We start from the raw sequence: 24663 nt of genomic DNA on the forward strand, positions 1-24663 counted from the left end.
GAATGGTGTCGGATAGGAGGATATATGGCAAAAAGGACGATGGCAATTCATTTAAATCTGGAGGATACGTATGTAGAAGAAATAAAAAAGGCTGCTCCAGACTGGGAAATCCATACAGGCAAAGAACTTTCTGATGATATTCTGAAGCAAGCAGAAATCCTTGTTAATTGGCGCAAGGATAAAGAAAGTACCTATCTGGAAAGCAATCAGCTGAAATGGGTACAATCCTGGAGTGCAGGGGTCGATTCGTTAAACTTAGATAAAATTGTGGAAAAGAACATTCAATTAACAAGCGCAAACGGGGTGCACAGCTATCCGATTTCCGAAACAATTTTTGCGTATATTCTAGGATTTACACGGTTAATTCATACTTATGTCAGACAGCAGCAGGAAAAAGTATGGCACCACGCAAAACTTCGCGGGGAAATCCATAACAAGACAATGGCAGTGCTTGGCACAGGGAAAATAGGACAGGAAACAGCTAAAATAGCAAAAGCCTTTGGGATGAAGGTGCTTGGAGTCCGTCATTCAGGGAAAGCTGCAGAAAATGTGGATGAAATGTATCAGCCGCATCAATTAGATAAAGTACTTCCGCAAAGTGATTATGTAGTTGTTACTTTGCCATTAACAGAGGATACCCATCGTCTGATTGGCGCAGAGCAATTTAAACAGATGAAAAACGATGCTTTCTTTGTCAATATCGGACGAGGGTCAATTGTTGATGAGAAAGCGCTGATTGAGGCGTTAGAGAATAATGAAATTGCCGGTGCCGGGCTGGATGTATTTGAAAAGGAACCGTTAGAAGCATCTAATCCGCTTTGGGAGATGGAAAATGTCATTTTGACACCGCATACCGCAGGAGCAACGGAGTTTTATAATCAGCGTGTGATTGAAGATATTTTTATTCCGAATTTAAAGAACTATTTAGATGGGAAAGCGCCGTCGATTAATCTATACCAGCATGAACGTGGTTATTAATAAATAATTCAAAAAAAAGAATATGGATAATGGTAAGGATGTAAGAAATGAAAAAGCTGTTTATTCTGTTCGCGTCGCTGTTTGTTTTAACAGGATGCGAGCTGCTGGATTTTTTAGAAGACAATGAACCGGCAGAAGGAAGAGAATTAGTCACTGTGGAACGGGTCGTTGATGGTGATACTGTGATTGTTCATCTGGAAGATGGAACAAGAGAGCGGGTCCGCTTACTCTTGATTGATACCCCGGAAAGTGTGAAGCCTGATACGGAAGTACAGCCATTTGGCGAGGAAGCAAGTGATTTTGCCAAAGAACTGATGCCGGAAGGGGAAACGGTCGAGTTAGAAAGAGGAAATCCTGAAAGAGACGATTACGACCGGATGCTTGCCTATATCTGGGCAGATGGTGATAATGTTAACCAGTTATTAGTCGAAGAAGGGTATGCAAGGGTCGGCTTTGTGTATGAGCCGAATACAAAGTACTTAGAAGAGCTGGAGCAAGCGCAGGAAGAGGCAAAAGAACATGGAGAAAATATCTGGTCAATTCCCGGCTATGCAGAAAGCAGGTTTCACGAATATTAAAAAGCATGAAGGCTAAAAGCAGGCGATGTATCTTTTAAATGCATCGCCTGCTTTTTTTAGAGGTTTGCCCACGCTTCTCTGTCTATTCCATAGAGCAGCCATGGAGAATCTAATTCAAATGGATGAGCATTAGGCAGCTGGTCGATAATGGCTGCGGGAATATCAATCCATACATGGACTTTCTTATCTGGATGCTGTATTTGTAACGCATGCTGCGCTTTCGCAATAGTATTCCATAACCCTCTGCGCTGAAATAAATCTTTATATGGGTAAATAGCGTGAAGATACACCTCTTTTTTTATATTTTTCTTTGTAATTAATGGAGGATGGCCATTCTCTTGAAAGAATCGCCAGCTCTTTATTTGATCTTCTTGAAAAAGCTTAGGCGAGCTTGGAAAAGGATAATAGCATTCAAGCGGAAAAAACGTATTTTCATGAACATGGTATGTATTTAATAATTTCAGTTTTTCATCTGTCTGCGTTATTTCCCGCCAAGTTTCCTCTGCACCTGATATGCCATCCAATGTTTTTGCTGTACATCCATAAAATTCGGTCTGCTTTTCCAAATCGATACGGTTCAATACCTTTTGTGCCGGAGCGTTATGAGCTTGTGTGTTTGCACCTGCCCATTCCACGTCTTTGTTTTGGAATGCCTGATCCAGCACGTATTTAGTTATCCGATTGGAATACCCATTTCCTTGATAACGAATATCGCTTCTTAATCTGCCTAGCATGGCATAGGCGGATGCGAAAACAGAATAGCCGGCTGTGCTGACTAATTGATTATTATAAAAAAGTCCAAAAAGTACGTGGTTTCCAGTACATAAAATCTCAAAAATGCGTATAATATAATCATCTTCTATTTCTGTCTGCATATTTTCCATTAATATTTTATCGGATGGTAATAATTGTCGGATATAAGTATTCAAAAAATCACCTCATGTTCATTGTAGAAAGAAGTATCTGGTTTCGTCCAGCAATCTATTTTAAAAAAAGAGTTTAATTTCTTAATATTTAAAACGCTTACAAAAATAATGTCTTGAGACCAGAAACTTGAAAGAGTATAATGAAAGAAATGTAGATATTTAGGAGGGCTAACATGGCTACCATTCATAAAGGAGAAACAAAATTTTACGTTGGGGAGGATATCAAGGATCCGGAAGCAGAAATTACTTTTGTACAATCAGGATCGAACCGTTTAGTTATTGATCATACGTATGTGGCAAAAGAACTCCGAAGCCAGGGGATTGCTCAACAGCTGCTGGAGCAAGTTGTTCTATATGCACGAGAAAACGACAAATATATTATCCCTTTATGCCCGTTTGCAAAAAAACAAATGCAGAAAAATGAAGCGTATCATGACGTCCTTCAAAAGCAATTTATTTAAATGTATCTAACAATCAAAGAAACAGCAGCGTATTTATCAATAGATGAATCCATTGTGCGTACTTATGTTTTACAAGGGAAGATACGTGCGATTTATGATGGGGAAAACTATTTAATCAATAAAGAACAATTTACAACATATTTCGAACAGGTCGAGAAGTATAGGAAGGTCATTCAAGCATACTTAGATGAACCAATCCCAGAGGATATTGATGTGAAGGACGAGGATTAGCTTCTATTTCCAAGGGTGTATATAATGAAAAAGGTTTGTAAAAAATGAAATTCTATACGGTGTGTAAGAACAAAGGAGATTTAAGATGAAAAACAAAAAACGTCCCCGATCGAAAAAAGCTGCCCCTTTTTTGACTTACGAAGTGACGGAGCCGGGAGAACTATTTTCTTTTCTGAGAGGGGTTTTAGCGAACCGCAGCCGTAATTCCGTAAAGTCTATTTTAACCAGAGGACAGGTTTCTGTGAATGATCGCATTCAAACGCAGCATAATTACATGCTGGAAAAGGGACAGGTTGTTAAAATATTAAAGAATAAAGAAGCGGTGAAGCAGGAAGTCTTTATTGGCATGTCAATCGTTTATGAGGATGAAGATATTATTGTCATCGATAAAGAAGCAGGATTGCTTTCAATTGCGACGAAGGAAGAGAGAAGACAAACTGCTTTTCATCAGCTGATGGATTATGTAAAACAGGAGGATCCTGCCAACCGTATCTTTGTCGTCCATCGACTGGACAAGGAAACGTCTGGAGTAATGGTTTTTGCAAAAAGTGAAAAAGTGAAACGGAAACTCCAGGATAATTGGAAGGATATCGTGAAAGAAAGAACCTATGTTGTTTTAGTGGAAGGAAAGGTCGCCAAAGAAAAAGGGTATATCGTTTCCTGGTTAAAAGAAAGCCCGACACATAAAATGTATTCCAGCCGAGTTAAAAATGATGGGCAGCGGGCCGCGACGCGTTATCGGGTTATTCAATCCAATCAACAATTTTCATTGCTGGAGGTAGAGCTGGAAACGGGCAGAAAGAATCAAATCCGGGTCCATATGCAGGAGCTCGGCCATCCGGTAGTAGGCGATAAGAAATATGGCGGTGGAAATCGCCGTATACTTGGCCGGCTGGGTCTGCACGCAAAAGCGCTGGCACTTTACCATCCGAAAACAAATACACTGATGTTTTTCCGTTCAGATGTTCCTAAATCTTTCTATCATAAATCGAAATAGTAATCATAAAAGCCATTATCCAATTGTGCATGGATAATGGCTTTTTTTCATATAGGAAGAAGAAATACAGCCCAATAAAAAGAATTCTTAAATCGGTGCCCTTTCCAATGTTCTCCCTCCGCGTCCCACAGTTGTTTCTGCCTGCTGTAAGGAACGGTAAATGGCTTCTTCAATCACTTCTGCAACACCCTGGAAAAATTGGTTCATGATTGGATGATCGTCTCGAATCATTGTCATAGGCTCAATTATCTGATTGGCATGATGCTCAATTTTTGCGGCTGTGGAAAAGGCGATAGCGATATCTCCGCTTCCATTATCTATCGTGCTCCCTGTTCTCCCCAGCCCAACTGCACAACGCTTGGCAAGCCGTTTAAGCTGGCGGTCGGAAAATGGAGCGTCTGTAGCAAGAATCATCATAATCGATCCGTCAGGTGTATCCGGATTTTCTGTAGAATTCACAGGAAATAAAGCCTGTTCACGTCTGCCAAAATTACTTACAACTAGTGTGCCAAGCGTATATTTTTTGTTTTCAGCAGAGATGATTCTGGAAGAAGTGCCAATGCCTCCTTTATATCCTAAACACTGCATGCCGGTTCCTGCACCCACTGCTCCTTCCAGACTGCTTTCGGATGTTGCGTTTTGAATAGCATTTCCAGCATGCTCCGGTTTGACAGCTTGTAAGCGGATGCTGTTCAAGTACCCGTCATTGCATTCCCCCACAACTAAATTGATTGTGCCTGCTGTATCACCGATTTCTTCTGTCTCCTCCAGCATATAAGCTAAGGTTCCCTGCATCACTGCTCCGACACTTAGGGTATTTGTCAGCATAATAGGGGCTTCTAAAACACCAAGCTCGTCTATCTGCATTAACCCTGTTGTTTTCCCAAATCCATTAATAACAGCATTTCCAGCGATAACTTTTTTTCTGAATATATTTCCGGTATGAGGCAATATAGCTGTAACTCCCGTGCAAATCGTATCTGTTTCATTCAGGTGCTCATACAGCGTCACGTGACCTACTTGCACGTCGGGGACATCTGTAATACAGTTTTTTGTTCCTTTTGGTAATGTCATACACTTCAAAACCTTTCATTTTTAAGTAAATTATAACAAACGGGATAACGTTTGTATGGCATAGACGGTATCGGAGAAATTAAGACAGAGGTGATTAAATGAGGAGAAATAAAAAAATTAACATGTTAATGATTAGTTTGCTTCTTTTTTTACTAACAATACACCCTGCATATGCAGAGGGAGTGCAGGAGGGAACAGAGATTGGGGATAAAGCGCCGGATTTCACGCTGGAAACACTAGACGGGGAAACCCTGCAATTGTCTGATTTTCAAGGCGAGCGGGTCATGATTAATTTCTGGGCAACCTGGTGTCCGCCTTGCAAGCAGGAAATGCCGGATATGGAGCGGTTTTATCAGGGGCATGATCCAATCATTCTTTCCGTAAACTTAACGGATGAAGAAATGAGTACGGAGAAAGTGGGGCAATTTATCCAAGAACTTGAACTGACCTTTCCTGTTTTATTAGATAAAGAAGGTGAAGTCAGTAATTTGTATCGAATTCAGCCGATTCCCGTGACGTATATGGTTGATGCAGAAGGAATCATTCAATTTAAATCGATTGGCGCTTTAAGTTATGAGCAGATGATGAAGCAGTTTGAGCAGATGAAGAAAGAATAATTCGTAAAGATTTAAAAACAAGCATGAAATCTTTATCTATAAGCGGAAATACTTGTTTTATCACGGAGGACTGTCCGTAAAACTCCCACGGAGTGAAGTTTCGTTTTATGGCATTATAATAGAGGCTGCGTTTGAACATCGATGAGGAACAGGATTTTTAATTAAACATGAATAAATGAACGTCTCCTTTACGAAAAGATAATGAATATAGATAGAAAAATGCCTGCGTATGCGATAAAATATACGTTAGGCGTTTTTTTTATAGATAGTAAAATCAAGAATACATAGATAACCTAAACTTTAAGGAGGCGTTAGAAATGAAATTACTGCTTGGACAATTTGTGATTATTCTCATTGTGTGGGTTGGCCTGCTTACATTTTTTCAAGAGATGAGTCAAGCCAGTCAGCTTATTTTCTACTTGGTTACTTCATGGTTATTATTACTTATCGTTCTAATGATTAAGACGTGGATTAAGGAAAAGAAAGAGTCTGATAAATCATAATCATATTTTTATGAAGGAAGTGATGCGTGATGTTACGTATTGAAAATATCAGCAAGTCTTATGGAGATAAAAATCTGTTTACAAATATCCATGCGGCCATCGGTGAATTGGAGCGAATCGGTTTGATTGGCGTGAATGGAACAGGGAAGTCAAGCTTTTTAAAAGTCATTGCAGGAATAGATGATCCGGATCAAGGTGAAATAAAACACGCAAAGGATTATCAGATTGAATATATTGCACAGGAAATGGATCTTTATGAGGAATTAACGGTGATTGAGCAGATTTACTATGGAGAATCAGAGCAAATGAGACTGATGCGTGCTTATGAACAAGCCCTGTTAAATTTGGAGAAGGAACCGGAGAACGAGTCGTTTCAGGGGAAGCTGTTACAGCTGCAGCAAAAAATGGATCAGGCAGAGGCATGGGAGGCTAATGCTAATGCAAAAACAATTTTAACGAAGCTTGGGATTACAGCTTTTGACAAGAAGGTTCATGAGTTATCTGGCGGACAACGGAAAAGGGTTGCTATTGCTAAAGCGCTGATTCAGCCTGCTGATCTGCTTATTTTAGATGAGCCTACCAACCATCTTGATCACGAAACGGTCGAATGGCTGGAGAAATATTTACAGAGCTATCGCGGCTCGATTTTATTAGTGACGCATGACCGTTACTTTCTGAACCGGGTAACTAATCGTATTTTTGAACTGGATAAAGGAAATCTCTATGTTTATGAAGGGAATTATGAACTGTTTTTAGAGAAAAAAGCAGAACGAGAAGCGCAGGAAATAAGTGATGAGCAAAAGCATCGCAATACATTAAAGCGAGAACTTGCCTGGCTGAAACGAGGGGCTAAGGCGAGGTCGACGAAGCAGCGTGCCCGGGTCGAACGGGCAGAGGAAATGAAGGAAAAGAAATTTGATACGAAAAAAGAAAATCTTACTATTCAAGCGGGCTCGAAGCGGCTTGGAAATGACGTTATTGACCTGACGGAAATCTCAAAGGATTTTGGCCGGCAGACACTGATTCATGATTTCTCCTATCAGATTATTCCTGGGGACAGAATTGGTATTATAGGTTCTAATGGTACAGGTAAAACAACCTTGCTCAATATGATGGCAGAGCGTATTTCGCCTGATAAGGGAGAGGTAAAGATCGGCGAGACAGTGCGAATCGGTTATTATACCCAGGATGACGAAGATTTGGATGGAGATTTGCGTATTATCGAGTATATTAAAGAAGTAGCCGAAGTCATGCATACTGCAGATGGTCAGGTAATTACCGCAGAGCAGCTGCTGGAGCAATTTCTATTTCCAAGAGCACAGCAATGGTCTTATATACGCACGTTATCAGGCGGTGAGAAACGGCGCCTTTATTTACTCAAAGTATTGATGCATGAACCAAATGTTTTGTTTTTAGATGAACCGACAAATGATCTAGATACGCAAACGCTGGCTGTTTTAGAAGAATATCTGGAGTCGTTTCCAGGAGTCGTAGTTACCGTTTCTCATGATCGTTATTTCCTGGACCGTATTGTAGACAAGCTTTTTGTATTCAAAGGGGAAGGGGAGGTTTCTGTTTATTATGGAAACTACAGCGAATTCCTGGAAACCAACGCGATTCCAAAGCAGACAAAGGCTTCAGTTCCGAAAGAATCAAAAGCGGCTGTATCTGTAAAAACGAAAAAGAAATTATCTTACATGGAACAGCGTGAGTGGGAAACAATAGAGGATGAAATTACTCAGCTCGAATCACGATTGACCGAAATTGAACAGGAAATTGCGGAAGCTGGAAGTGATATTGGCAAGGTACAGCCTTTATTTACAGAACAGCAAGAGGTAGAAGATAAATTAGAAGAAAAGATGCAACGCTGGGAAGAATTATCATTATTGAAAGAAAGCTTTGAATCAGGAAAATGATTTGGTGAAATTAATTTTGAAGTTATACAAAAACTGGGTAGCATTCGGTTGTTTCGCGTGTTATACTTACGTTGGAAAATCACCAGATAGGTTGAAAAAGTCTAGTGTGAAGGCGCTGAACGCACCTGTAACTAGCTAAAGCTTCTTTTATTGCGCATAGCAATATTAGTCCCTGATCCTCAATTAAAACAATCTATCACTTCTCAAATTGAAAAGAAAAGTTTTTACATGTTTCATTTTTACGAGTATAAGGGAATATAGAGAAGAAGAGCGTACCTTATTTTGGAATTGATTAATCAAGGAGGTCATTAAATGAAGCTTTTTCAAGTAAGAAAAGGTCAGTTTGTATTTTATGAAAATGAATTGCATAAGGTATATTCTGTCAAACCAATGTTCAAAAAATCTGTTCACATGTATCGGTTAAAGGATATGAAACAAGTATTAACAACCGCAAAAGATATTAATTTTTACCGTCCTAAACATAATGATACATTTATTTTTTATGGTAAAAGATATACGATTGATCAATATGCAAAACCAAAAGCTGGTGATTATATTTTGATCGTGAAGCCTACTCCGGACTTTTTAGATCATTATTCATTAAATGAAATCGAGAAGGTAGAGCGGGTAGAAGACGGAAATGTAATTACAACACGCGATAATGGTGTTAAACATAGTGAATATGTTGTGATGGTTCCAGGGAAAGCCGAGGCAAGCCAAGAAATTGCTTATTTCGATAAATCCCTTGTTCCGGAAGAAAAACAGCTGCAGGATGAATCGATTTCTTATTTAGCAGAGAATGATGATGCATTACAGCCTGCTGTCGGGGATATTTATTTGGATATCCATAATAATACCCGGGCGATGATTGTAGCGATGACGGATGATGAGATTGTATTTGGTCACGGCGTCCGTGTGCATGTTGCAGAATTATTAGATGAAACAAGATATGAATTAGTTTATCAATTTGAAGATCATTAAAAACAAGCCGGCTGGATGTTATCAGCCGGCTTGTGTCATTTATTTGCTTTTTTCCATTGTTCCCTTGCTTTATATCCTAAAATATTAATAGCATCCTTAGAGCCTGAATAAATCGGGTTGTAGCCAAGCTCCAGGTCGGTTAAATCATCTACAGTGAGTTTTCCTTTAATTGCTGTGGCTAATACGGCCATGCGCTTATCCGCTCCCTTTGGCCCGATAACACTGCCTCCTAATAATTGTCCGGATTTCGGGTCAAATACAATCTTCATCCAGAGCTTTTCCGAACCGGGATAGTAGCCGGCATGAGAATAACCTTTGGACAGAACTGCTTCAAAAGGGATATCTAATTTATCCAACGCATCTTCATTTTGCCCGGTGATAGCAACCGTTAAATCAAAAACACGGAAAATAGATGAACCTAAAATCCCGTCACGCTGAATCTTTTCGCCGTTTAAATGGGATGCAATAACAAAAGCCTGACGATGCGCCGGCCATGCCAATGCTACATGTGCTGGCTTTTTTGTAATAAAATCAACTTCCTCGACAGCATCTCCCAGCGCATAAATAGCAGGGTCGCTGGTCTGCATGACATCATTCACTTTAATTGCCCCGGTTTCTCCTAATTCCAAGCCAGCATCTTTTGCCAGCTCAATATTTGGTGTAATACCGACAGCCATTAATGTCATATCTGCCTGAAGGCTTTTTCCGCTTTGAAGATGCAGGGTAGTGCCGTGATTGGAGTAACTTTCCAATTTATCATTCAGATAAAGATCTACCCCGTTCTCTGTTATATGTTCATCGACATGGCTTGCCATATCAGCATCTAACCTTGACATGACATGCTCGGAATGGTCGACAAGCGAGCATTGGAGTCCTCTTCTATGCAGATTCTCAAGCATTTCCAAGCCGACAAATCCGCCGCCGATAATGGCTGCTGTTTTTGGTTTTTTATCTGAAATAAATGCTTCTATCCGGTCCATATCCTCGATGATCCGCAATGTGAACGTATTGGATTCCATACCATCTAAATCCGGCATAACAGCCCGTGCTCCGGGAGAAAGAATCAATGTATCATAGTCCATCTCATAGGGTTTATTATTTTTTTCAAAGAAAATGGTTTTCTTTTCTCTTTCAATATGTGTAACCTCTGCATAGGTTTCAATAGAAAGCTGATATTTCTCTGCAAAATCATTTTCAGAATAAATCACCCGATCCCGGTCCGTAATTTCTCCTCCAATAAAATAGGGCATTCCGCAGTTAGCAAAGGATACATAACCAGATCGTTCAAGAATATGAATTTCAGAATTGGGGTCGTTTCTCCGTATTTGTGCTGCGACCGTAGCACCGCCGCCGACACCGCCGACAATAACAATTTTATTTACCATACTCAAATGGCTCCTTTCCAAATGGCTTCTTAAAATAGCATAGTATTAGTTCATTACTATATAGTTCCCGTTATTGTCCGATTTAAAAAGTGTTTATGCAATAAAAAAACAAGAACACCACTTAAAACATCGGTGTTCTTGCCAAGGAGATGTCCGCTCCGACAGTTTTCGATGGGGCGAGTAATCTTCAATGTTGTCAGGTTAATGCGACCGCTGCGACGGGTTATGGTTGGGTGAGTAATCGCAACCCCAGAAAGACACTACGCATTCCATGGGCCCCGAGCTCATCTCCTTTACAGAAGACTTGCTGATTGGCAAGCCGACAGGCGCAGACAGAAGCAAAGTCGCACTTATGCCCCGCGGGTAGAAAAAAAGAAGTTCACTTTTTTTTTGCGGGGTCTTCACCTGTTGCTTTTCCCGCAGGAGTCGACAACATCCGCTCTCATCTAAGAATAACTATGTTTTATTTACTTTTTTATAAAGAAATAACACAAATTCTGGAGCGGCTGTATTCAGCATTTTTTTATATGCTTTCTTATTCTTTAAAAAAATCTCTCTGCAAAAGCAGAGAGATTTTATTCGCTTTATTAAAACAGCTCGAATATTCCAAGTGAATAAAGGAAAACAATCACGATTGTAATTGGGGCAACCCAACGTAATATCTGGTACCATACTTGGAACATTCCGTTGCCAAAAGGATTTCCTGCATGAAATTCTTGCTCGACTAATGCACGATTCATTTTAAATCCTACAAATAAGGCGATAAATAAACAGCCGACAGGAAGCATAATGTTGCTGACTAAGAAATCACTTGCGTCGAATGCTGTTTTTCCGAAAATGTGAAAATCAGCAAGGGCATTGGATGATAAAGCGGCTGGTATCCCAAAGATAAATACGGCCACTCCGGCAACCCAGGCAATTTGTTTCCGGGAAGCTTTTACTCTTTCATTCACTGAAGAGGTAATAATCTCCAGCATACTAAACGAAGAAGTTAAAATCGCAAATAAGAATAAGAACAAGAACAAGCTCAAGAATAATTCACCAAAAGGCATTTGCGAGAATGCTTCCGGAAGAACGATAAATAATAATCCAGGTCCTTCCGTCGGTTCAAGACCAAATGAGAATACAATTGGAAAGATCGCTAATCCGGCAAGTAAGGATACCAGAATGTTCATAACAGAAACAGAAGCTGCTGATTTTGTTAAGCTGACATTTTTAGCCAGATACGAGCTGTAGGTTACCATTACAGAGATTCCGATTGCCAGTGAAAAGAAGGCCTGTCCCAATGCATATAAAATATTTTCACCATTTAACTGGGAAAAATCAGGCTGCAGGAAGAAACGTACGCCTTCCATGGCACCTTCAAAGGTTAATGCACGAATCACGATAATAATGAAAAAAAGAAATAATAAAGGCATCAGTATTTTACTATATTTTTCAATACCATTCTGAATCCCATTAGAGATAACAAAGGAATTTAAAAATACGAAGAATGCGAGTCCTGCAATCGTAAGCAGCGGGTTTCCGGTAATGGTATCAAATAAAGCAGCATAATCACCGTTATCTGAGATAACCATACCTGGGATAGACATCAGACTGTAAATCAGTACCCAGCCCCCGACAACACTGTAAAAGGACATTAAAATAAAAGCCCCGGCAACGCCCCAATGCCCAATAAATGAAAAGATACTCCGTTTGAGGGTTAGTTTTTGATAAGCGCTGACAGCTTCCTTCTGGGCGCCGCGGCCAATAACAAATTCGGCAATAAGCAGCGGAAGGCCAATCAGAACAGTAAATAATATAAATATAAAGAAAAATGCTCCCCCGCCGTTCATCCCGGTCATGTAAGGGAATTTCCAGATAGCACCCAAACCGACTGCGGCACCGGCAGAAGATAAAATAAATCCAAGTCTTGTTGACCATTGTTCTGTCTGTTTTTCCATATTCGTAAAATCCTTCCTCTATAAAATCAATGTCCAGTATATCATAAAACGGAGCTTCCTTCAGCGGGGAGTTTTATTCTGGCATAAACATAACTTTATCGATTCCTTTGAGTACTGGGATATCCTTTAGAGCCTTTTAATAAAGGACAACCTTTCCTAAAGAATAAGAATGGTTATAGAAATAGCTGGATATAACCGCTCCAACAGTTTTTTTGGAGTGAGTAATCTTAGGCCGCGGAAATACACTTCGCTTCCCGCAGTGGACATCTTCTTAGCAAGAATACGGATGTTTAAAAAACTAAGTGATATTTTTGGTTTTCTTAGTCTTTCCAATATAAAGCAAGAAAAGCCCATTAATGAAGGAGAATAGATTTTTCTAAGCCGCTCATACTAATTCTAAGTATATCAATTAGTAACAACAAAAGGAGAGGACAGAAGTTGAACAATCCTTATATAAAGACCTCAATTGGCCTCTATTTAAACTTTTTCATGCTCGGCATGATCAATATTATTATTGCTTCTAATATGGGTAATTTATCTCGACTGTATGATGTGACTCCCTCTCAGGTCAGTTTTCTCGTTTCAGCTATCGGTATTGGGAAATTAGCGGCTTTATTTTTTGTGGGCAGGCTTTCTGACAAAATCGGCCGTAAGCCAATTATTATTGCGGCGAGTTTTTTGTATTTACTGTTTTTGCTCGGTATGCCGCTGACATCAAGCTATTATTTAGCATTTGCATTCGCGATTACTGCTGGGATTGCTAACTCGTTATTGGATTCTGGGACATACCCGGCGCTGATTGAATCATTTCCGAAAAAATCGAGCACAGCAACTGTTTTAGTTAAAGCTTTTGTCTCTATTGGAGCAACCGTTTTACCATTCTTGATTTCCTTTTTAGCAGCAAATGGCATATTTTGGGGATGGTCATTCTTTATCCTCGGTATTCTTTATGTCATTAGCGGCGTTTACTTGTTCTTTATGCCTTTCCCTGACGTAGAAAATGGCGATGCTTCAGAAGATGAGGAATCAGATAAAGAACAGGATAAGAAAGCATTAAAAGCCAAGCCATCCATGATGCGAGAAGGCCTTGCTATTATCTTAATTGGTTTTACTTCAACGGCATTATTTGTTGTTTGGCAAACATGGTTACCTGAACTTGGCGAACAGTTTATCGGCTTAAGTGAACATGATTCTGTTCAGCTGCTCAGCTATTTCAGCGTTGGTGCTCTGGTTTCAGTAATATTGCTTGCTGTAGTTCTGGATCGATTTATTAAGCCGATTACTGTTTTAATCGTTTATCCAATTATAGCTTTTATTGCAATGCTTTTACTGTTCTTTGTTGAGTCCTACCCGGTTGTTCTGGTCAGCACCTTCTTATTAGGATTATTTACCTCAGGACTTTTCCAGCTGGCGTTAAGTATCATGACTGATTTTTTCCGGAAAAACAAAGGAACAACAACAGCTTATGTAAATATTGCATCAAGTGCCGCTTTTATTTTGGTTCCAATCATTACCGGGTCACTTGTTGGTTATATTGGAATCAGCATGACCCTTGTGTTTGATATGGTGATTGCAGTACTGGGTATTCTGTTAGCACTTTATATCGCTTCCCGAAGAAAAAAGATTTTTTCTTAAGGGTAAGAATAAAATAGAGGAGATGGATAGGATGGCAGCAGATTTTGAAAAAAACTTAGAAAAAATAGATGGTTACACGAAATTGGTTGGGCTTCTCGCTACACCGATTGGGCACAGCTTATCTCCGCGTATGCACAACTTAGGCTATACGCTGAAAGATTTAAATTATGCATACCTTGCATTTGAAGTAGGCAACGATGAATTAGAGAAGGCTGTAGAAGGTATGAAAGCTATAGGAGCTATTGGGTTTAACATATCGATGCCAAACAAAATGGAAGTGATTCAATACTTGGACGAGCTTGATGAAGGTGCGAAGCATGCTGGTGCTGTCAATACTGTTGTGAACGAAAACGGCAAGCTAAAAGGATATAACACAGACGGGCTTGGTTATGTGTCTAATTTGCTTGAACACGGCGTCGAACTTAAAGGACAAAAAGTCACATTAGTTGGTTCTGGCGGGGTTGCTACACCAATTGCCACGCAGCTTGTTCAATCAGGTATCCGGGAAATTAGTGTTTTCGCCCGTGATGATAAATTTTTCAGCAATGCAGAAAAAAACGTGAAATACATCAATGAAGAAATGCAAGAATACCAAGTAAAAGCAAATATTTTACCGCTTGAGGATAAAGAAGCATTTCGCCGCGAAGTTGCTGAAAGCCTCGTTCTTGCTAATGCTACAAGCCTTGGTATGAAGCCGCTTGATGATCTGAGCATTATCGACGATACGTTAGACGTGCTTCGTGATGATCTTGTTGTTACCGATGTAGTGTACAACCCGCAGCGCTCAAAGCTGCTCCAGCAAGCAGCAGAAGGTGGCAGTACAGCGATTAATGGCCTTGGCATGATGCTTTGGCAGGGGGCGCTTGCATTCGAAAAATTCACTGGTGAGGAAATGCCTCGTGAAAAAATAAAAAAAATCATGTTTTAATTGAAGCAACCTAAAAAAGCGTTTGATTGGCTGGATGCAGTTTGGTTTTAACCGGACTTTATCCAGCTAATTTTTTAAACGATGAAGATGAAGACTGTCTATTATCCGTCAAACATAAGTCAATGTAAGTATATATGTCAATTTCTGAAAATTATTTGAAATTAGTTGTAAACATATTGGCAGTTCCATTATACTAAAATTAGAAAGAGTAAATTATTTTGTGAGAAAGAAGAACGCAAGACCAAATTAATCTTTTTGAATCTTTCAAAGAGTCCGGGAAACGGTCATCGTATTTCAAGCTATATGAATTTTATAATCATCTCAAATCAATTTGATGAATGAACTTACCTGAGAAATGTGATTGAATCATTTTTTAAAAGGGAGGAAATCAAAATGATAACGCTTACAAAAGAAGAAAGAAATTTAAAAAACTTTATTAACGGTGAATGGACAGAGGTAACAAATAAGGAAAAGGTCTATAATCCGGCAAATGGAGAAGTAATTGCAGAAGTTCCTAATTCCGGTGCAGAAGCAATTACACAGGCAGCAGAATCAGCACGTATTGCACAAAGGGAGTGGGCACTGGTACCTGCGCCGCAGCGTGCAGAACTATTGTATAAAGCAGGAACAATGATGAAGGAACGGAAGGAAAGGTTATCTCAGCTATTAACATTGGAAAACGGGAAAGTCATTGAAGAAGCACGGGGAGAGGTTCAAGAAGGAATCGATATGGCTTTTTATATGGCAGGAGAGGGAAGGCGTTTATTTGGGCAGACTACCCCTTCTGAATTAAAGGATAAATTTGCGATGAGCGAGAGATGCCCAGTCGGGGTGGTCGGGATTATCACGCCATGGAATTTCCCGATTGCAATTGCGACATGGAAATCGTTTCCAGCAATTGTTTCCGGGAATGCAGTTATCTGGAAGCCTTCCTCGGAAACCCCGCTTATGGCAAATGAATTAGCAAGGATTTTTGAGGAAGCAGGACTGCCAAAAGGAATTCTTCAAGTTGTCTATGGTTCTGGTGCTATCGTCGGGCAGGCAATGATTGAGCATGATGCAATCCGTGTTATTTCATTCACCGGCTCCAATGAAACAGGCAGAAAGGTAGCAACGGAATGCGGGAAACAATTGAAAAAGGTTTCCCTTGAAATGGGCGGGAAGAATGCTGTGATTGTAATGGAAGATGCAGATATTGATTTAGCCGTAGAAGGGATTCTCTGGAGCGCCTTTGGAACAAGCGGCCAGCGCTGTACCGCCTGCAGCCGCGTTATTGTCCATAAGGCTGTTCGAAAAACACTGGAAGAACGTTTATTAAAAGCGATGAAAAACCTGACGATAGGAGATGGACTTGATTCCAATAATAAGATTGGTCCAATCATTAATCAGACCGGCTTAGATAAAATCTTAAAATATATAGAAATTGGGAAAGAAGAAGGAGCAAAATTAGCTGCTGGCGGCAAACAGCTTACTGTAGAAAATTATGAGAAAGGCTTTTACTTTGAACCGACGCTATTTACTGACGTTTCGATAGATATGCGAATTGCACAGGAAGAAATTTTTGGGCCGGTTGTTTCACTCATTGAAGTAAATAATTTTGAAGAAGCCATTGCTGCAAATAATAAGGTGAAGTATGGCTTATCCAGTTCTATATTCACCAAGGATGTCAATCGAGTTTTTCAAGCGCAGCGTGATTTAGATACGGGGATTGTTTACGTCAATGCCGGAACAACAGGAGCGGAAATCCATTTACCTTTTGGAGGAACAAAGGGCACGGGGAATGGCCATCGTGATTCCGGTGTGCAGGCGCTTGATGTTTTTACAGAATGGAAGGCAGTCTATGTCGATTATAGCGGGAAGCTGCAGCGTGCCCAAATTGATACAGATGCATAGACTATCATGATAGGTTGCCTTGAAAAGCAGGAAGCGAAAAGGAGGAATTAGCATGAAAATAGGAGTGTTAGGAACCGGCCTCATGGGAAAAGAGGTTGCAAGAGATTTGGCAAATAGTGAGGGCATCAAAGAAATTGGTCTTGCAGATATCGATTTAGGGCGGGCTCAGGATATTTGTTATCAGCTTCAATCGCCTCTGATGACGGCCTATCAGGTAAATGCAAAAAATGAAGCGGAGCTCGCTGATTTTATGAGCCGTTTTGATGTAGTAGTGAATGCTTTATTTTATACCTTTAATGAGACGGTTGCGAAAACAGGCATCAAAGTGGGCACCTCGGTCGTAGATCTGGGAGGTCATATTGACCATATTACGGATAAAGTGCTGGAGCTGGAAGGAGAGGCGAGGGCTGCCGGTGTAACGATTATCCCTGATTTAGGTGTAGCCCCCGGTATGATCAATATATTATCCGGTTATGGTGCCAGCAAATTAGAAAAAGCAGCTTCCATTCAATTATTTGTAGGCGGGATTCCTGTCCAGCCGGAAGCTCCTTTAAAATATAATCATGTATTTTCTATGGAAGGTGTATTAGATCATTATACCGATCCATCAGAGATTATCCGGAATCATAAATTAATCACCGTGCCATCCTTATCTGAAATAGAGCCGATAGAATTTGCTGATTTTGGAGAGTTGGAGGCATTTCACACCTCAGGCGGAACGTCAACACTGACAAAGTCTTTTCCTTATTTAGAGACATTAGAATATAAAACAATACGTTATCCCGGGCATGCAGAAAAATTCAAGCTACTGGTCGATTTGAATTTAACCAGAAACAATTATGAGGTGGTTATCGATGGCGTAAAAGTCAGCCCCCGCAAGGTTTTGCTGAAGGTGCTTGACCCCATTGTTGATTTAAAGGATAAAGAGGATGCTGTTTTATTACGTGCTGTGATTACAGGCTATAATAAGCGTGTAGAAACAATATTCACCTATGAAATGGTAACGTATAAAGATCAGGAGACAGGCGTGACGGCGATGGCACGGGCGACAGCAAACACCATATCTATTGCTGCACAGATGATTGCAGGAGGGGTTGTCACCAAAAAAGGAGTGTATCCGCCTGAAAAAATCATCCCGGGAAAAGCTTATATTAACGAAATGGCGAAAAGGGGAGTAATAATAAAAGAAAAAATATCGATGGAAACACACTCCACAGTTTCTTGACAAAGATAAACTAATACAGAAAACGATTTCATTAAAGAGCACGAGAAAAAGAACTCCCCTATTGGTATTTTAAAAAAAGGAAGAACCTTTGGTTGATTTTACTCAAAAGAGACGATTGTACTTTAAATATAAAAGATGGAGAGAGAAACTAAGTGAGCTCGTTGCTTCGTTTCTTTCTAACATTCTTTTAGACAGCTTTAAAAAGCCCTTTAAAACTCTAATTTTTAAAAGGAAAAGCTATTTTAATCATATACAGGGGTTATAAGTCCCCGTATATGATTATGATAGAGCAAAAATGAATTAAATATCGCAATTTATTCTATTTCTGGGTGCACCTCAGAGAAAAATAAATTCTATTTTACTGCTTTTTGTAATTTATGAATCATTTTCAACGCCCGTCCAGTTCCAATAGCAACAGATTCTAACGGATTTGGAGCAATATGAACAGGAACGCTAAGCTCTTCTGCAAGCCACTCCTGCATTCCATTTAGTTGAGAACCGCCGCCTGTAAGAACAATCCCGTTATCAACGATGTCACCACTCAATTCTGGCGGGCATTCTTCTAATGTTGAACGAATCGTTTCTAAAATTTGTTCTAAAGATTCTTTTAAGGACGCATAAATTTCGGTAGAAGTAACTTCGATTGTTTTTGGAAGTCCAGTAACCATATCACGGCCGCGGATTTCCATTGTTTCTTCTTTATGATTTGGATGTGCATACCCAATTTCCATTTTGATATTTTCGGCAGTGCGCTCTCCGATTAAAATATTATATTGCTTCCGGATATGCTGAATAATTTCTTCATCCATTTTATCTCCTGCAGTACGTACAGAGTTACAGGATACAATACCTCCAAAGGAAATAATACCAACCTCTGAAGTACCGCCTCCGATATCCACGATCACATTTGCATAAGGCTCATCCACCGGTAAATCCGCACCGATTGCTGCAGCAACAGGCTCTTCAATTAAATGAACTTGTTTTGCGCCATAGCTTGATACCGCATTATGAATCGCTCTTCTTTCTACGCTTGTGCTGCCTGATGGGGTACATACAATGACATTCGGTTTACGCATAGACATCCCTAATGTTTTGCTTACCTTTTTAAGTAATTCCTTCAGTAATTGAGCAGTAACGTCATAATCTGCAATTACCCCATCCTTTAAAGGGCGGATCGGGATGATATTCTTCGGCGTCTTACCGACCATTTCCTTTGCTTCTGTTCCGACAGCCATTACTTGCTTTGTATTCACGTCAATTGCTACTACACAAGGTTCGTTTAAAACAACTCCCTTTGATTTTGAATACACCAGAATATTTGCAGTTCCTAAATCAATACCAATTTCAGCACTTGAAAACATATATAAAATCCTCCATTATAATTCCATTTTTATTTTTGATTCTAGACAGAAAAGATAAGCTACGGCACTTTTCCATATAAGTACGTGTTCAAAAAGACCAGTAAATAAGACCAAGAAGTTCCTTTTCCAACGCCTTATTTTTATTGGATTTCTAAATTTCCTCTGTAAGTGAATATTCAATAAACCTCAAAAAGAATGAAAAAACATTTCTTTATATCAGTCTGTTTCATATCCGTTTTTATACATTTCATACATATACATATCTAAATTTAAATGATTACATTTTTTGATTCTTTATAGTAATAATGTACAAATCACGACAAAATATCGTAACCAGCGCAGCGTGTATTTTAAATCGGCTGCTACTATAGGTCTACTGGTTATCGATAAATAATAACAAAATTATTTCATTTTCTTAAAATACTATTCTATCAAATGATTGCTTTTTTGGGGGTATTGAACTCCCTTTATTATATAGAAAGAACTAGTTTTTAAAATAAAACATAAGCAAAATGAAATCAAGTAACATTTCTGTTACAAATGTGCTTATGATGTAACATTAGACCTGCTGTAGAAACTTGTCAATATTCATTTTATAGAAATGATTTCCTGTCAATTGAGTAATTTCCAAAGCAGGAGAATTATACTTCATTTAGAATAGTAGATTTGATAAGGTTTTACAAGTTTAGAAGCAAAAAAATAGAGTGGGAAAAAGAGCTCTGGTAAACCTTGCCTTGATTATTTCAAATATTACAGAAAACCCTGTGTTATGATGATTTCGCACAAAACAAAACAACAAAAAAAGGAGTGTATGTGCATGTTTAAGAAAGTAGGCATTGCTACTGCATTGTCAGCAACCGTATTATTTGGAGGAGCGTTCGTTTCAGATGTAGAAGCATCTGCAAATTCAGGGGCCTTTCCTCAAAATTCCGCACAGAACGATTATACTGTGAACGGGCAAGGTTGGGACACATTAAATACGAGCAATTTCGATTGCTTTAATACGATAAACGGAGAAGCAGCTCCAAATACAGAAGCTGAGGCGCCAGCTGAAAATCAGTCATCTGAAGAAGCAAATCAGGAAGAGGCTGGAAATCAGGAAGCAGCTCAGCAAAATCAAGAAAATAATCAAGCGGATGGAGAGGTAAGTCAATTTGAGCAAGAAGTAGTTGACTTAACTAACCAAGAAAGAGAAAAAGAAGGTCTTGCACCGCTTGAAATAGACACTGAGTTAAGTGAAGTCGCTCGCGCGAAATCACAAGATATGCAAGAAAATAACTACTTCGATCATAATAGCCCGAACTATGGTTCTCCATTTGATATGATGCAAAGCTTCGGTATTGATTACAATACTGCGGGTGAAAATATTGCTCAAGGACAGCAATCTCCAGAAGAAGTTGTAGATGCATGGATGAACAGCCAAGGACACCGTGAAAACATCATGAATGGTGATTTCACTCACATTGGAATTGGTCATGTAGAAGATGGCAACTATTGGACTCAAATGTTTATTGGAAAATAAACAGATTCTTTTAATAGAATAAGATAAATGAAAAACCTTCCGCGTGAATGACAATGCTTTTTATTGAAGAGCCATTCATACGGGAGGTTTTTTACATAAGATGCTGAATATATCCGCTCCAACGGGTTTCATGGGGTGAGTAATCGCAACCCCAGAAATATACTTCGCTTTCCGTAGCGGACATCTCTTCGGCAAGAACACCGATGTTTTAAAGACCAAGCGGTATTCTTGGTTTTTCTTACATAAGATGCTTCATGCTACAATAGTGAAAACCACAAAAATGCTGTAATGACAGAAGTTTTTGTGGTTTTTAGCTGCCGAAAAAAGGAGTGCTTTTTTATCATTTGGTTGATTGTTCCGGCCAAACTCTCTGTCAGGTAAGAAAATAAATGCATCATGGAAAAGATTGACGGCTAAAATGATGATTTACGGGGTATAGTTTTTATAAGAAGTTTTAGAATGAAGATAGTTTCAATTTATAGTAAAGGGGTGTCAAAATGGTACAAGGACATGTGAATTTAAATACAGAAAAAACGGAGCAATGGATTCAAGAATATGTAGATGGCTGGGTAGAGTTTTTTAAAAAACAGACAGACACTGGAAAAGTTGCTGATTATATACCAAAATTAGAAGAAGCAGATCCCAATTCTTTAGGCATTACGATTATTGGTAAGAAAGGAACAGAAATCCGCTCTGGTGATGTGGAGCATGAGTTTTCTATTCAAAGTATTTCTAAAGTTCTTAGCTTTATTACGGCATGTATGGACAGAGGAATAGCTTATGTTCTGCAAAGAGTGGATGTGGAACCGACAGGGGAAGCGTTTAACTCTATTATGCACTTAGAAGTTAAGGGACACCAGAGGCCATTTAATCCTCTGGTCAATTCAGGAGCAATTACTACCTCATCATTATTAAGCGGGAACACATCAGATGAAAAGCTGGAGCCATTATTTCAATTAATGGAAAAAATAATCGGCCGCCGTCCGGAAATTGATATTGATGTATATGTATCGGAACGTGATACTTCCATGCGAAATCGAGCCATTGGTTATTACTTATTAGAAGAAGGGTATTTAGAATCGGATTTAGGAGTAACCTTAGAAACATATTTTAAGCAATGCTCGATTAATGTTACGACAGATGATTTAGCCCGTATAGGCCTGGTTCTTTCGAATGATGGCATTCACCCTGAAACAGAAGAAATAATTATTCCCAGGAATATCGTACGTATTGCCAAATCTTTAATGTTGACATGCGGGATGTATGATGCTTCAGGGAAATTTGCTTCTTATGTCGGTATTCCTGCAAAGAGTGGTGTTTCAGGCGGGATTCTGGCAGTTGTCCCTCCAAGAGTGCGTGAAAATGAGTTGCCATTTTTAAGCGGCTGTGGTATTGGTGTATTTGGACCAGCTTTGGACAAGCAGGGAAATAGTGTTGCAGGAATTAAATTACTCCGTCATATTGCGAACAGCTGGGATTTGAGTTTGTTTTAACTAAATATTTTTCGACAAAAATGGAAACAGAATAACAACTTTCTGCAATTTAGTCTTTGCTTATCAGACTAAGTTGCTTATAATGGAGTTAATGTAGAATATCCCAGCCTTTTTTTAATATTTGGGGTATAGAATGGGAAGAGCTTTTTTAAAAGCAGTAGAGAAATAAGTAATGAGGTGTGTAGGTATTGGTGCGTGTATTATTTGTATGTTTAGGGAATATCTGCCGTTCCCCGATGGCGGAAGCGATATTTCGAGATTTTGTGGAGAGAGAGCAGCTGGAAAAGAAGATTCAGGTTGATTCTTGCGGAACCGGCGACTGGCACCTTGGGGAATCACCGCATTCCGGGACAAGGGAGATACTTGAGCAGCAGGGGATTTCCTGTGATGGAATGGAATCAAGATTGCTGACAGCAGATGATTATGAGCGATTTGATTATATGGTTGCGATGGATCAGAATAATTATAATTCACTTACAGAATCCAACAATCAGGAAAAGGCAGCTATCGTGAAATTAATGGAATTTGTGGAAGACATAGAAGAAGAGGATATCCCTGATCCATATTATACCGGGGATTTCGATCAGACATATCGATTAGTTTCAGAGGGCTGCCATGGGCTGCTTCAATTTTTAAAAGAAAAGCATCATTTAGATTAAAGGAGAGATACTAATGGGAAAACGTAAAATTATTTTAGGTGTTGTAGCAGGAGCGGTAGCAGGAGGTGCAGTAGCGTTATTGGATAAAGAAGCACGCAGTTATGCCTGCGGAAAAGTAAAAGAGGTAAAATCTGCTTCATCTTATTATATCAGCAATCCTTCTGAAGCAATTCAAGGTCTGCAAAGTACAGTGGACAAGGTGAACGAAGCTTTTGAAAGCGGGTCAGCCAATGCAATGAATGCTTTAGAGCAAGTAGAACAAACATTAGATAAAGTAACGAATAAATTTTCAAATAAAGAAATAGAATAGTATAGGATGTTCAAATTTGAAGGATTAAAGTGCGTGTTCAAAAATTCCAGCAACGCAGAAATTTGCCGTGGCATTTGTATTGGGATTTTTGGACATCCCCTTAAAGTGAAAGTTAAAAAAAGGAATGTTTATCTTTGGTAGCATCGGCCTTCTCCTTTTTTGAACAAGCCGTCTTCAAAGTGGGAAGGGGAGGTAGAAAAATATTCGAAATCTGCAGAGTGTGGGTAAATATTTTTGGAGGCATTATGGGGAAGTGGATGTGTTTGGACTAGCAGCTCAGCTTGCTTACTTCTTTATTTTGTCTTTATTCCCTTTTTTAATCTTCTTACTTAATTTGATTCCGTATTTGCCAATTGATATGGATTTAATTTTAGAAACAATTGGTGATTTTGCACCGGAACAGGTGATGGGGCTGATTACAACAAATCTGCAATCATTAACTGTTCAAAACAGCGGACTGCTTTCTATCAGTATTATTGGAACATTATGGGCAGCATCCAACGGGGTCAATGCAATTACAAGAGCATTTAATTACGCTTACGGGATAAAAACAGACCGGTCATTTATCGTTTCACGGCTTGTGGCGATGGTACTTACTATAGGGATGGTTTTAATTATTATTTTAGCCTTACTGCTTCCGGTTTTCGGAAAAATGATTGGCACGTATCTCTTTTCATGGATTGGTTTTACAGAATCTTTTTTAGCAGCATGGGGAACCTTGCGCTGGGTTGTGTCTTCTTTTATCTTCTTTATTGTACTGCTCTTTTTGTATAAGCTGGCACCTAACCGGAGTCTCAAATTTTCACAGGTTGTCTGGGGCACTGCATTTGCAACGCTTGCGTGGCAGCTGGTTTCCTGGGGATTTTCCTTTTATGTACATAACCTGGGGAATTTTTCTGCTACCTATGGCAGCTTAGGTACTATCATTATTTTATTGATTTGGTTTTATTTATTTGGAATCATTATTATTATTGGCGGTATTTTTAATGCAGCCCTTCTAAATTGGAAAAGAGATTAATAAAGAAACGGTGAGTCAGCTTGCCGTTT

At 39.3% G+C, this 24663-nt stretch carries 23 protein-coding genes; 18 read left to right on the plus strand and 5 right to left on the minus strand.

Annotation, left to right across the window (positions count from 1 at the left end; all coding sequences use genetic code 11):
* The first annotated feature begins 24 nt into the window (after window positions 1-24).
* Together MKY45_RS09055 and MKY45_RS09060 are read left to right on the plus strand one after the other, a co-directional pair.
* Window positions 25-978, plus strand: coding sequence for a D-2-hydroxyacid dehydrogenase (locus MKY45_RS09055; RefSeq protein ID WP_042533361.1), 954 nt, complete (start codon window positions 25-27; stop codon window positions 976-978).
* Between the two features lie 47 nt (window positions 979-1025).
* On the plus strand, window positions 1026-1556 hold the full coding sequence (locus MKY45_RS09060) for a thermonuclease family protein (RefSeq protein ID WP_052485027.1): 531 nt from the start codon (window positions 1026-1028) through the stop codon (window positions 1554-1556).
* Window positions 1557-1612: 56 nt separating this feature from the next.
* On the opposite strand, the gene MKY45_RS09065 is transcribed toward MKY45_RS09060, so the two are convergent.
* Entirely contained in the window at window positions 1613-2485 is an 873-nt protein-coding gene (locus MKY45_RS09065) for a GNAT family N-acetyltransferase (RefSeq protein ID WP_042533363.1), read from the minus strand.
* 170 nt (window positions 2486-2655) lie between these two features.
* Between MKY45_RS09065 and MKY45_RS09070 the strand changes: the two genes are divergently transcribed.
* The 3 genes from MKY45_RS09070 to MKY45_RS09080 all read left to right on the plus strand — a co-directional run bounded on the left by MKY45_RS09070 (window position 2656) and on the right by MKY45_RS09080 (window position 4171).
* Entirely contained in the window at window positions 2656-2943 is a 288-nt protein-coding gene (locus MKY45_RS09070) for a GNAT family N-acetyltransferase (RefSeq protein WP_042533365.1), read from the plus strand.
* On the plus strand, window positions 2944-3174 hold the full coding sequence (locus MKY45_RS09075) for an excisionase family DNA-binding protein (protein ID WP_042533367.1): 231 nt from the start codon (window positions 2944-2946) through the stop codon (window positions 3172-3174).
* 85 nt (window positions 3175-3259) lie between these two features.
* Window positions 3260-4171 carry an RluA family pseudouridine synthase gene (locus MKY45_RS09080; RefSeq protein ID WP_042533369.1) on the plus strand — a complete coding sequence of 304 codons (912 nt, stop codon included), beginning with the start codon at window positions 3260-3262 and terminating at the stop codon, window positions 4169-4171.
* Between the two features lie 87 nt (window positions 4172-4258).
* On the opposite strand, the gene MKY45_RS09085 is transcribed toward MKY45_RS09080, so the two are convergent.
* Window positions 4259-5245, minus strand: a complete 987-nt coding sequence (locus MKY45_RS09085) for a P1 family peptidase (RefSeq protein WP_332094484.1) — start codon at window positions 5243-5245, stop codon at window positions 4259-4261.
* Between the two features lie 98 nt (window positions 5246-5343).
* On the opposite strand from MKY45_RS09085, the gene MKY45_RS09090 reads away from it, so the two are divergent.
* From MKY45_RS09090 to MKY45_RS09105, 4 genes are all read left to right on the plus strand, one after another.
* Entirely contained in the window at window positions 5344-5862 is a 519-nt protein-coding gene (locus tag MKY45_RS09090; protein WP_332094483.1) for a TlpA family protein disulfide reductase, read from the plus strand.
* A 317-nt stretch (window positions 5863-6179) separates the two neighbouring features.
* Window positions 6180-6365 carry a hypothetical protein gene (locus tag MKY45_RS09095; protein WP_042533375.1) on the plus strand — a complete coding sequence of 62 codons (186 nt, stop codon included), beginning with the start codon at window positions 6180-6182 and terminating at the stop codon, window positions 6363-6365.
* A 29-nt stretch (window positions 6366-6394) separates the two neighbouring features.
* Entirely contained in the window at window positions 6395-8281 is a 1887-nt protein-coding gene (locus tag MKY45_RS09100) for an ABC-F family ATP-binding cassette domain-containing protein (protein ID WP_341172848.1), read from the plus strand.
* A gap of 312 nt (window positions 8282-8593) precedes the next feature.
* On the plus strand, window positions 8594-9262 hold the full coding sequence (locus MKY45_RS09105; RefSeq protein ID WP_042533379.1) for a hypothetical protein: 669 nt from the start codon (window positions 8594-8596) through the stop codon (window positions 9260-9262).
* Between the two features lie 35 nt (window positions 9263-9297).
* Here the strand turns inward: MKY45_RS09105 and MKY45_RS09110 are convergent, their stop codons facing one another.
* Both MKY45_RS09110 and MKY45_RS09115 read right to left on the minus strand, forming a co-directional pair.
* On the minus strand, window positions 9298-10647 hold the full coding sequence (locus MKY45_RS09110; protein ID WP_256706035.1) for a CoA-disulfide reductase: 1350 nt from the start codon (window positions 10645-10647) through the stop codon (window positions 9298-9300).
* A 587-nt stretch (window positions 10648-11234) separates the two neighbouring features.
* Window positions 11235-12590, minus strand: coding sequence for a sodium-dependent transporter (locus tag MKY45_RS09115; RefSeq protein WP_042533383.1), 1356 nt, complete (start codon window positions 12588-12590; stop codon window positions 11235-11237).
* A 438-nt stretch (window positions 12591-13028) separates the two neighbouring features.
* Here MKY45_RS09115 and MKY45_RS09120 point away from each other — a divergent pair, with 438 nt between their 5' ends.
* The 4 genes from MKY45_RS09120 to MKY45_RS09135 all read left to right on the plus strand — a co-directional run bounded on the left by MKY45_RS09120 (window position 13029) and on the right by MKY45_RS09135 (window position 18271).
* Window positions 13029-14225, plus strand: a complete 1197-nt coding sequence (locus MKY45_RS09120) for an MFS transporter (protein ID WP_256706036.1) — start codon at window positions 13029-13031, stop codon at window positions 14223-14225.
* A gap of 31 nt (window positions 14226-14256) precedes the next feature.
* Window positions 14257-15153, plus strand: a complete 897-nt coding sequence (locus MKY45_RS09125; protein ID WP_042533387.1) for a shikimate dehydrogenase — start codon at window positions 14257-14259, stop codon at window positions 15151-15153.
* Between the two features lie 393 nt (window positions 15154-15546).
* Window positions 15547-17046, plus strand: coding sequence for an aldehyde dehydrogenase family protein (locus MKY45_RS09130; protein WP_042533389.1), 1500 nt, complete (start codon window positions 15547-15549; stop codon window positions 17044-17046).
* A 52-nt stretch (window positions 17047-17098) separates the two neighbouring features.
* Window positions 17099-18271, plus strand: coding sequence for a saccharopine dehydrogenase family protein (locus tag MKY45_RS09135; protein WP_042533391.1), 1173 nt, complete (start codon window positions 17099-17101; stop codon window positions 18269-18271).
* Between the two features lie 353 nt (window positions 18272-18624).
* On the opposite strand, the gene mreBH is transcribed toward MKY45_RS09135, so the two are convergent.
* Window positions 18625-19632: a rod-share determining protein MreBH gene (gene mreBH, locus MKY45_RS09140; RefSeq protein ID WP_256706037.1), complete on the minus strand. Its 1008-nt coding sequence runs from the start codon at window positions 19630-19632 to the stop codon at window positions 18625-18627.
* An 817-nt stretch (window positions 19633-20449) separates the two neighbouring features.
* On the opposite strand from mreBH, the gene MKY45_RS09145 reads away from it, so the two are divergent.
* The 5 genes from MKY45_RS09145 to MKY45_RS09165 all read left to right on the plus strand — a co-directional run bounded on the left by MKY45_RS09145 (window position 20450) and on the right by MKY45_RS09165 (window position 24634).
* A complete protein-coding gene (locus MKY45_RS09145) occupies window positions 20450-21154 on the plus strand; it encodes a CAP domain-containing protein (protein WP_042533395.1) in 705 nt (234 codons plus the stop codon).
* Window positions 21155-21651: 497 nt separating this feature from the next.
* Complete coding sequence (locus tag MKY45_RS09150; protein ID WP_042533397.1) at window positions 21652-22647, plus strand: glutaminase; 996 nt, start codon at window positions 21652-21654, stop codon at window positions 22645-22647.
* Between the two features lie 191 nt (window positions 22648-22838).
* Window positions 22839-23306 (plus strand): low molecular weight protein-tyrosine-phosphatase, encoded by a 468-nt coding sequence (locus MKY45_RS09155; RefSeq protein ID WP_306432744.1) that lies wholly within the window; start codon window positions 22839-22841, stop codon window positions 23304-23306.
* A 13-nt stretch (window positions 23307-23319) separates the two neighbouring features.
* Window positions 23320-23616, plus strand: coding sequence for a hypothetical protein (locus tag MKY45_RS09160; RefSeq protein ID WP_042533401.1), 297 nt, complete (start codon window positions 23320-23322; stop codon window positions 23614-23616).
* Window positions 23617-23818: 202 nt separating this feature from the next.
* Window positions 23819-24634, plus strand: coding sequence for a YihY/virulence factor BrkB family protein (locus MKY45_RS09165; protein WP_042533403.1), 816 nt, complete (start codon window positions 23819-23821; stop codon window positions 24632-24634).
* Window positions 24635-24663 lie beyond the last annotated feature (29 nt).

This window comes from Oceanobacillus sp. FSL K6-0251, assembly GCF_038004725.1.
GTDB classification, from domain to species: Bacteria; Bacillota; Bacilli; order Bacillales; family Amphibacillaceae; genus Oceanobacillus; species Oceanobacillus oncorhynchi.

Coding starts and splice junctions, on each gene's coding strand:
- MKY45_RS09055 (WP_042533361.1), top strand. CDS start 25: ATGGCAAAAAGGACGATGGCAATTCATTTAAATCTGGAGGATACGTAT.
- MKY45_RS09060 (WP_052485027.1), top strand. CDS start 1,026: ATGAAAAAGCTGTTTATTCTGTTCGCGTCGCTGTTTGTTTTAACAGGA.
- MKY45_RS09070 (WP_042533365.1), top strand. CDS start 2,656: ATGGCTACCATTCATAAAGGAGAAACAAAATTTTACGTTGGGGAGGAT.
- MKY45_RS09075 (WP_042533367.1), top strand. CDS start 2,944: ATGTATCTAACAATCAAAGAAACAGCAGCGTATTTATCAATAGATGAA.
- MKY45_RS09080 (WP_042533369.1), top strand. CDS start 3,260: ATGAAAAACAAAAAACGTCCCCGATCGAAAAAAGCTGCCCCTTTTTTG.
- MKY45_RS09085 (WP_332094484.1), bottom strand. CDS start 5,245: ATGACATTACCAAAAGGAACAAAAAACTGTATTACAGATGTCCCCGAC.
- MKY45_RS09090 (WP_332094483.1), top strand. CDS start 5,344: ATGAGGAGAAATAAAAAAATTAACATGTTAATGATTAGTTTGCTTCTT.
- MKY45_RS09095 (WP_042533375.1), top strand. CDS start 6,180: ATGAAATTACTGCTTGGACAATTTGTGATTATTCTCATTGTGTGGGTT.
- MKY45_RS09100 (WP_341172848.1), top strand. CDS start 6,395: ATGTTACGTATTGAAAATATCAGCAAGTCTTATGGAGATAAAAATCTG.
- MKY45_RS09105 (WP_042533379.1), top strand. CDS start 8,594: ATGAAGCTTTTTCAAGTAAGAAAAGGTCAGTTTGTATTTTATGAAAAT.
- MKY45_RS09110 (WP_256706035.1), bottom strand. CDS start 10,647: ATGGTAAATAAAATTGTTATTGTCGGCGGTGTCGGCGGCGGTGCTACG.
- MKY45_RS09115 (WP_042533383.1), bottom strand. CDS start 12,590: ATGGAAAAACAGACAGAACAATGGTCAACAAGACTTGGATTTATTTTA.
- MKY45_RS09125 (WP_042533387.1), top strand. CDS start 14,257: ATGGCAGCAGATTTTGAAAAAAACTTAGAAAAAATAGATGGTTACACG.
- MKY45_RS09130 (WP_042533389.1), top strand. CDS start 15,547: ATGATAACGCTTACAAAAGAAGAAAGAAATTTAAAAAACTTTATTAAC.
- MKY45_RS09135 (WP_042533391.1), top strand. CDS start 17,099: ATGAAAATAGGAGTGTTAGGAACCGGCCTCATGGGAAAAGAGGTTGCA.
- mreBH (WP_256706037.1), bottom strand. CDS start 19,632: ATGTTTTCAAGTGCTGAAATTGGTATTGATTTAGGAACTGCAAATATT.
- MKY45_RS09145 (WP_042533395.1), top strand. CDS start 20,450: ATGTTTAAGAAAGTAGGCATTGCTACTGCATTGTCAGCAACCGTATTA.
- MKY45_RS09150 (WP_042533397.1), top strand. CDS start 21,652: ATGGTACAAGGACATGTGAATTTAAATACAGAAAAAACGGAGCAATGG.
- MKY45_RS09160 (WP_042533401.1), top strand. CDS start 23,320: ATGGGAAAACGTAAAATTATTTTAGGTGTTGTAGCAGGAGCGGTAGCA.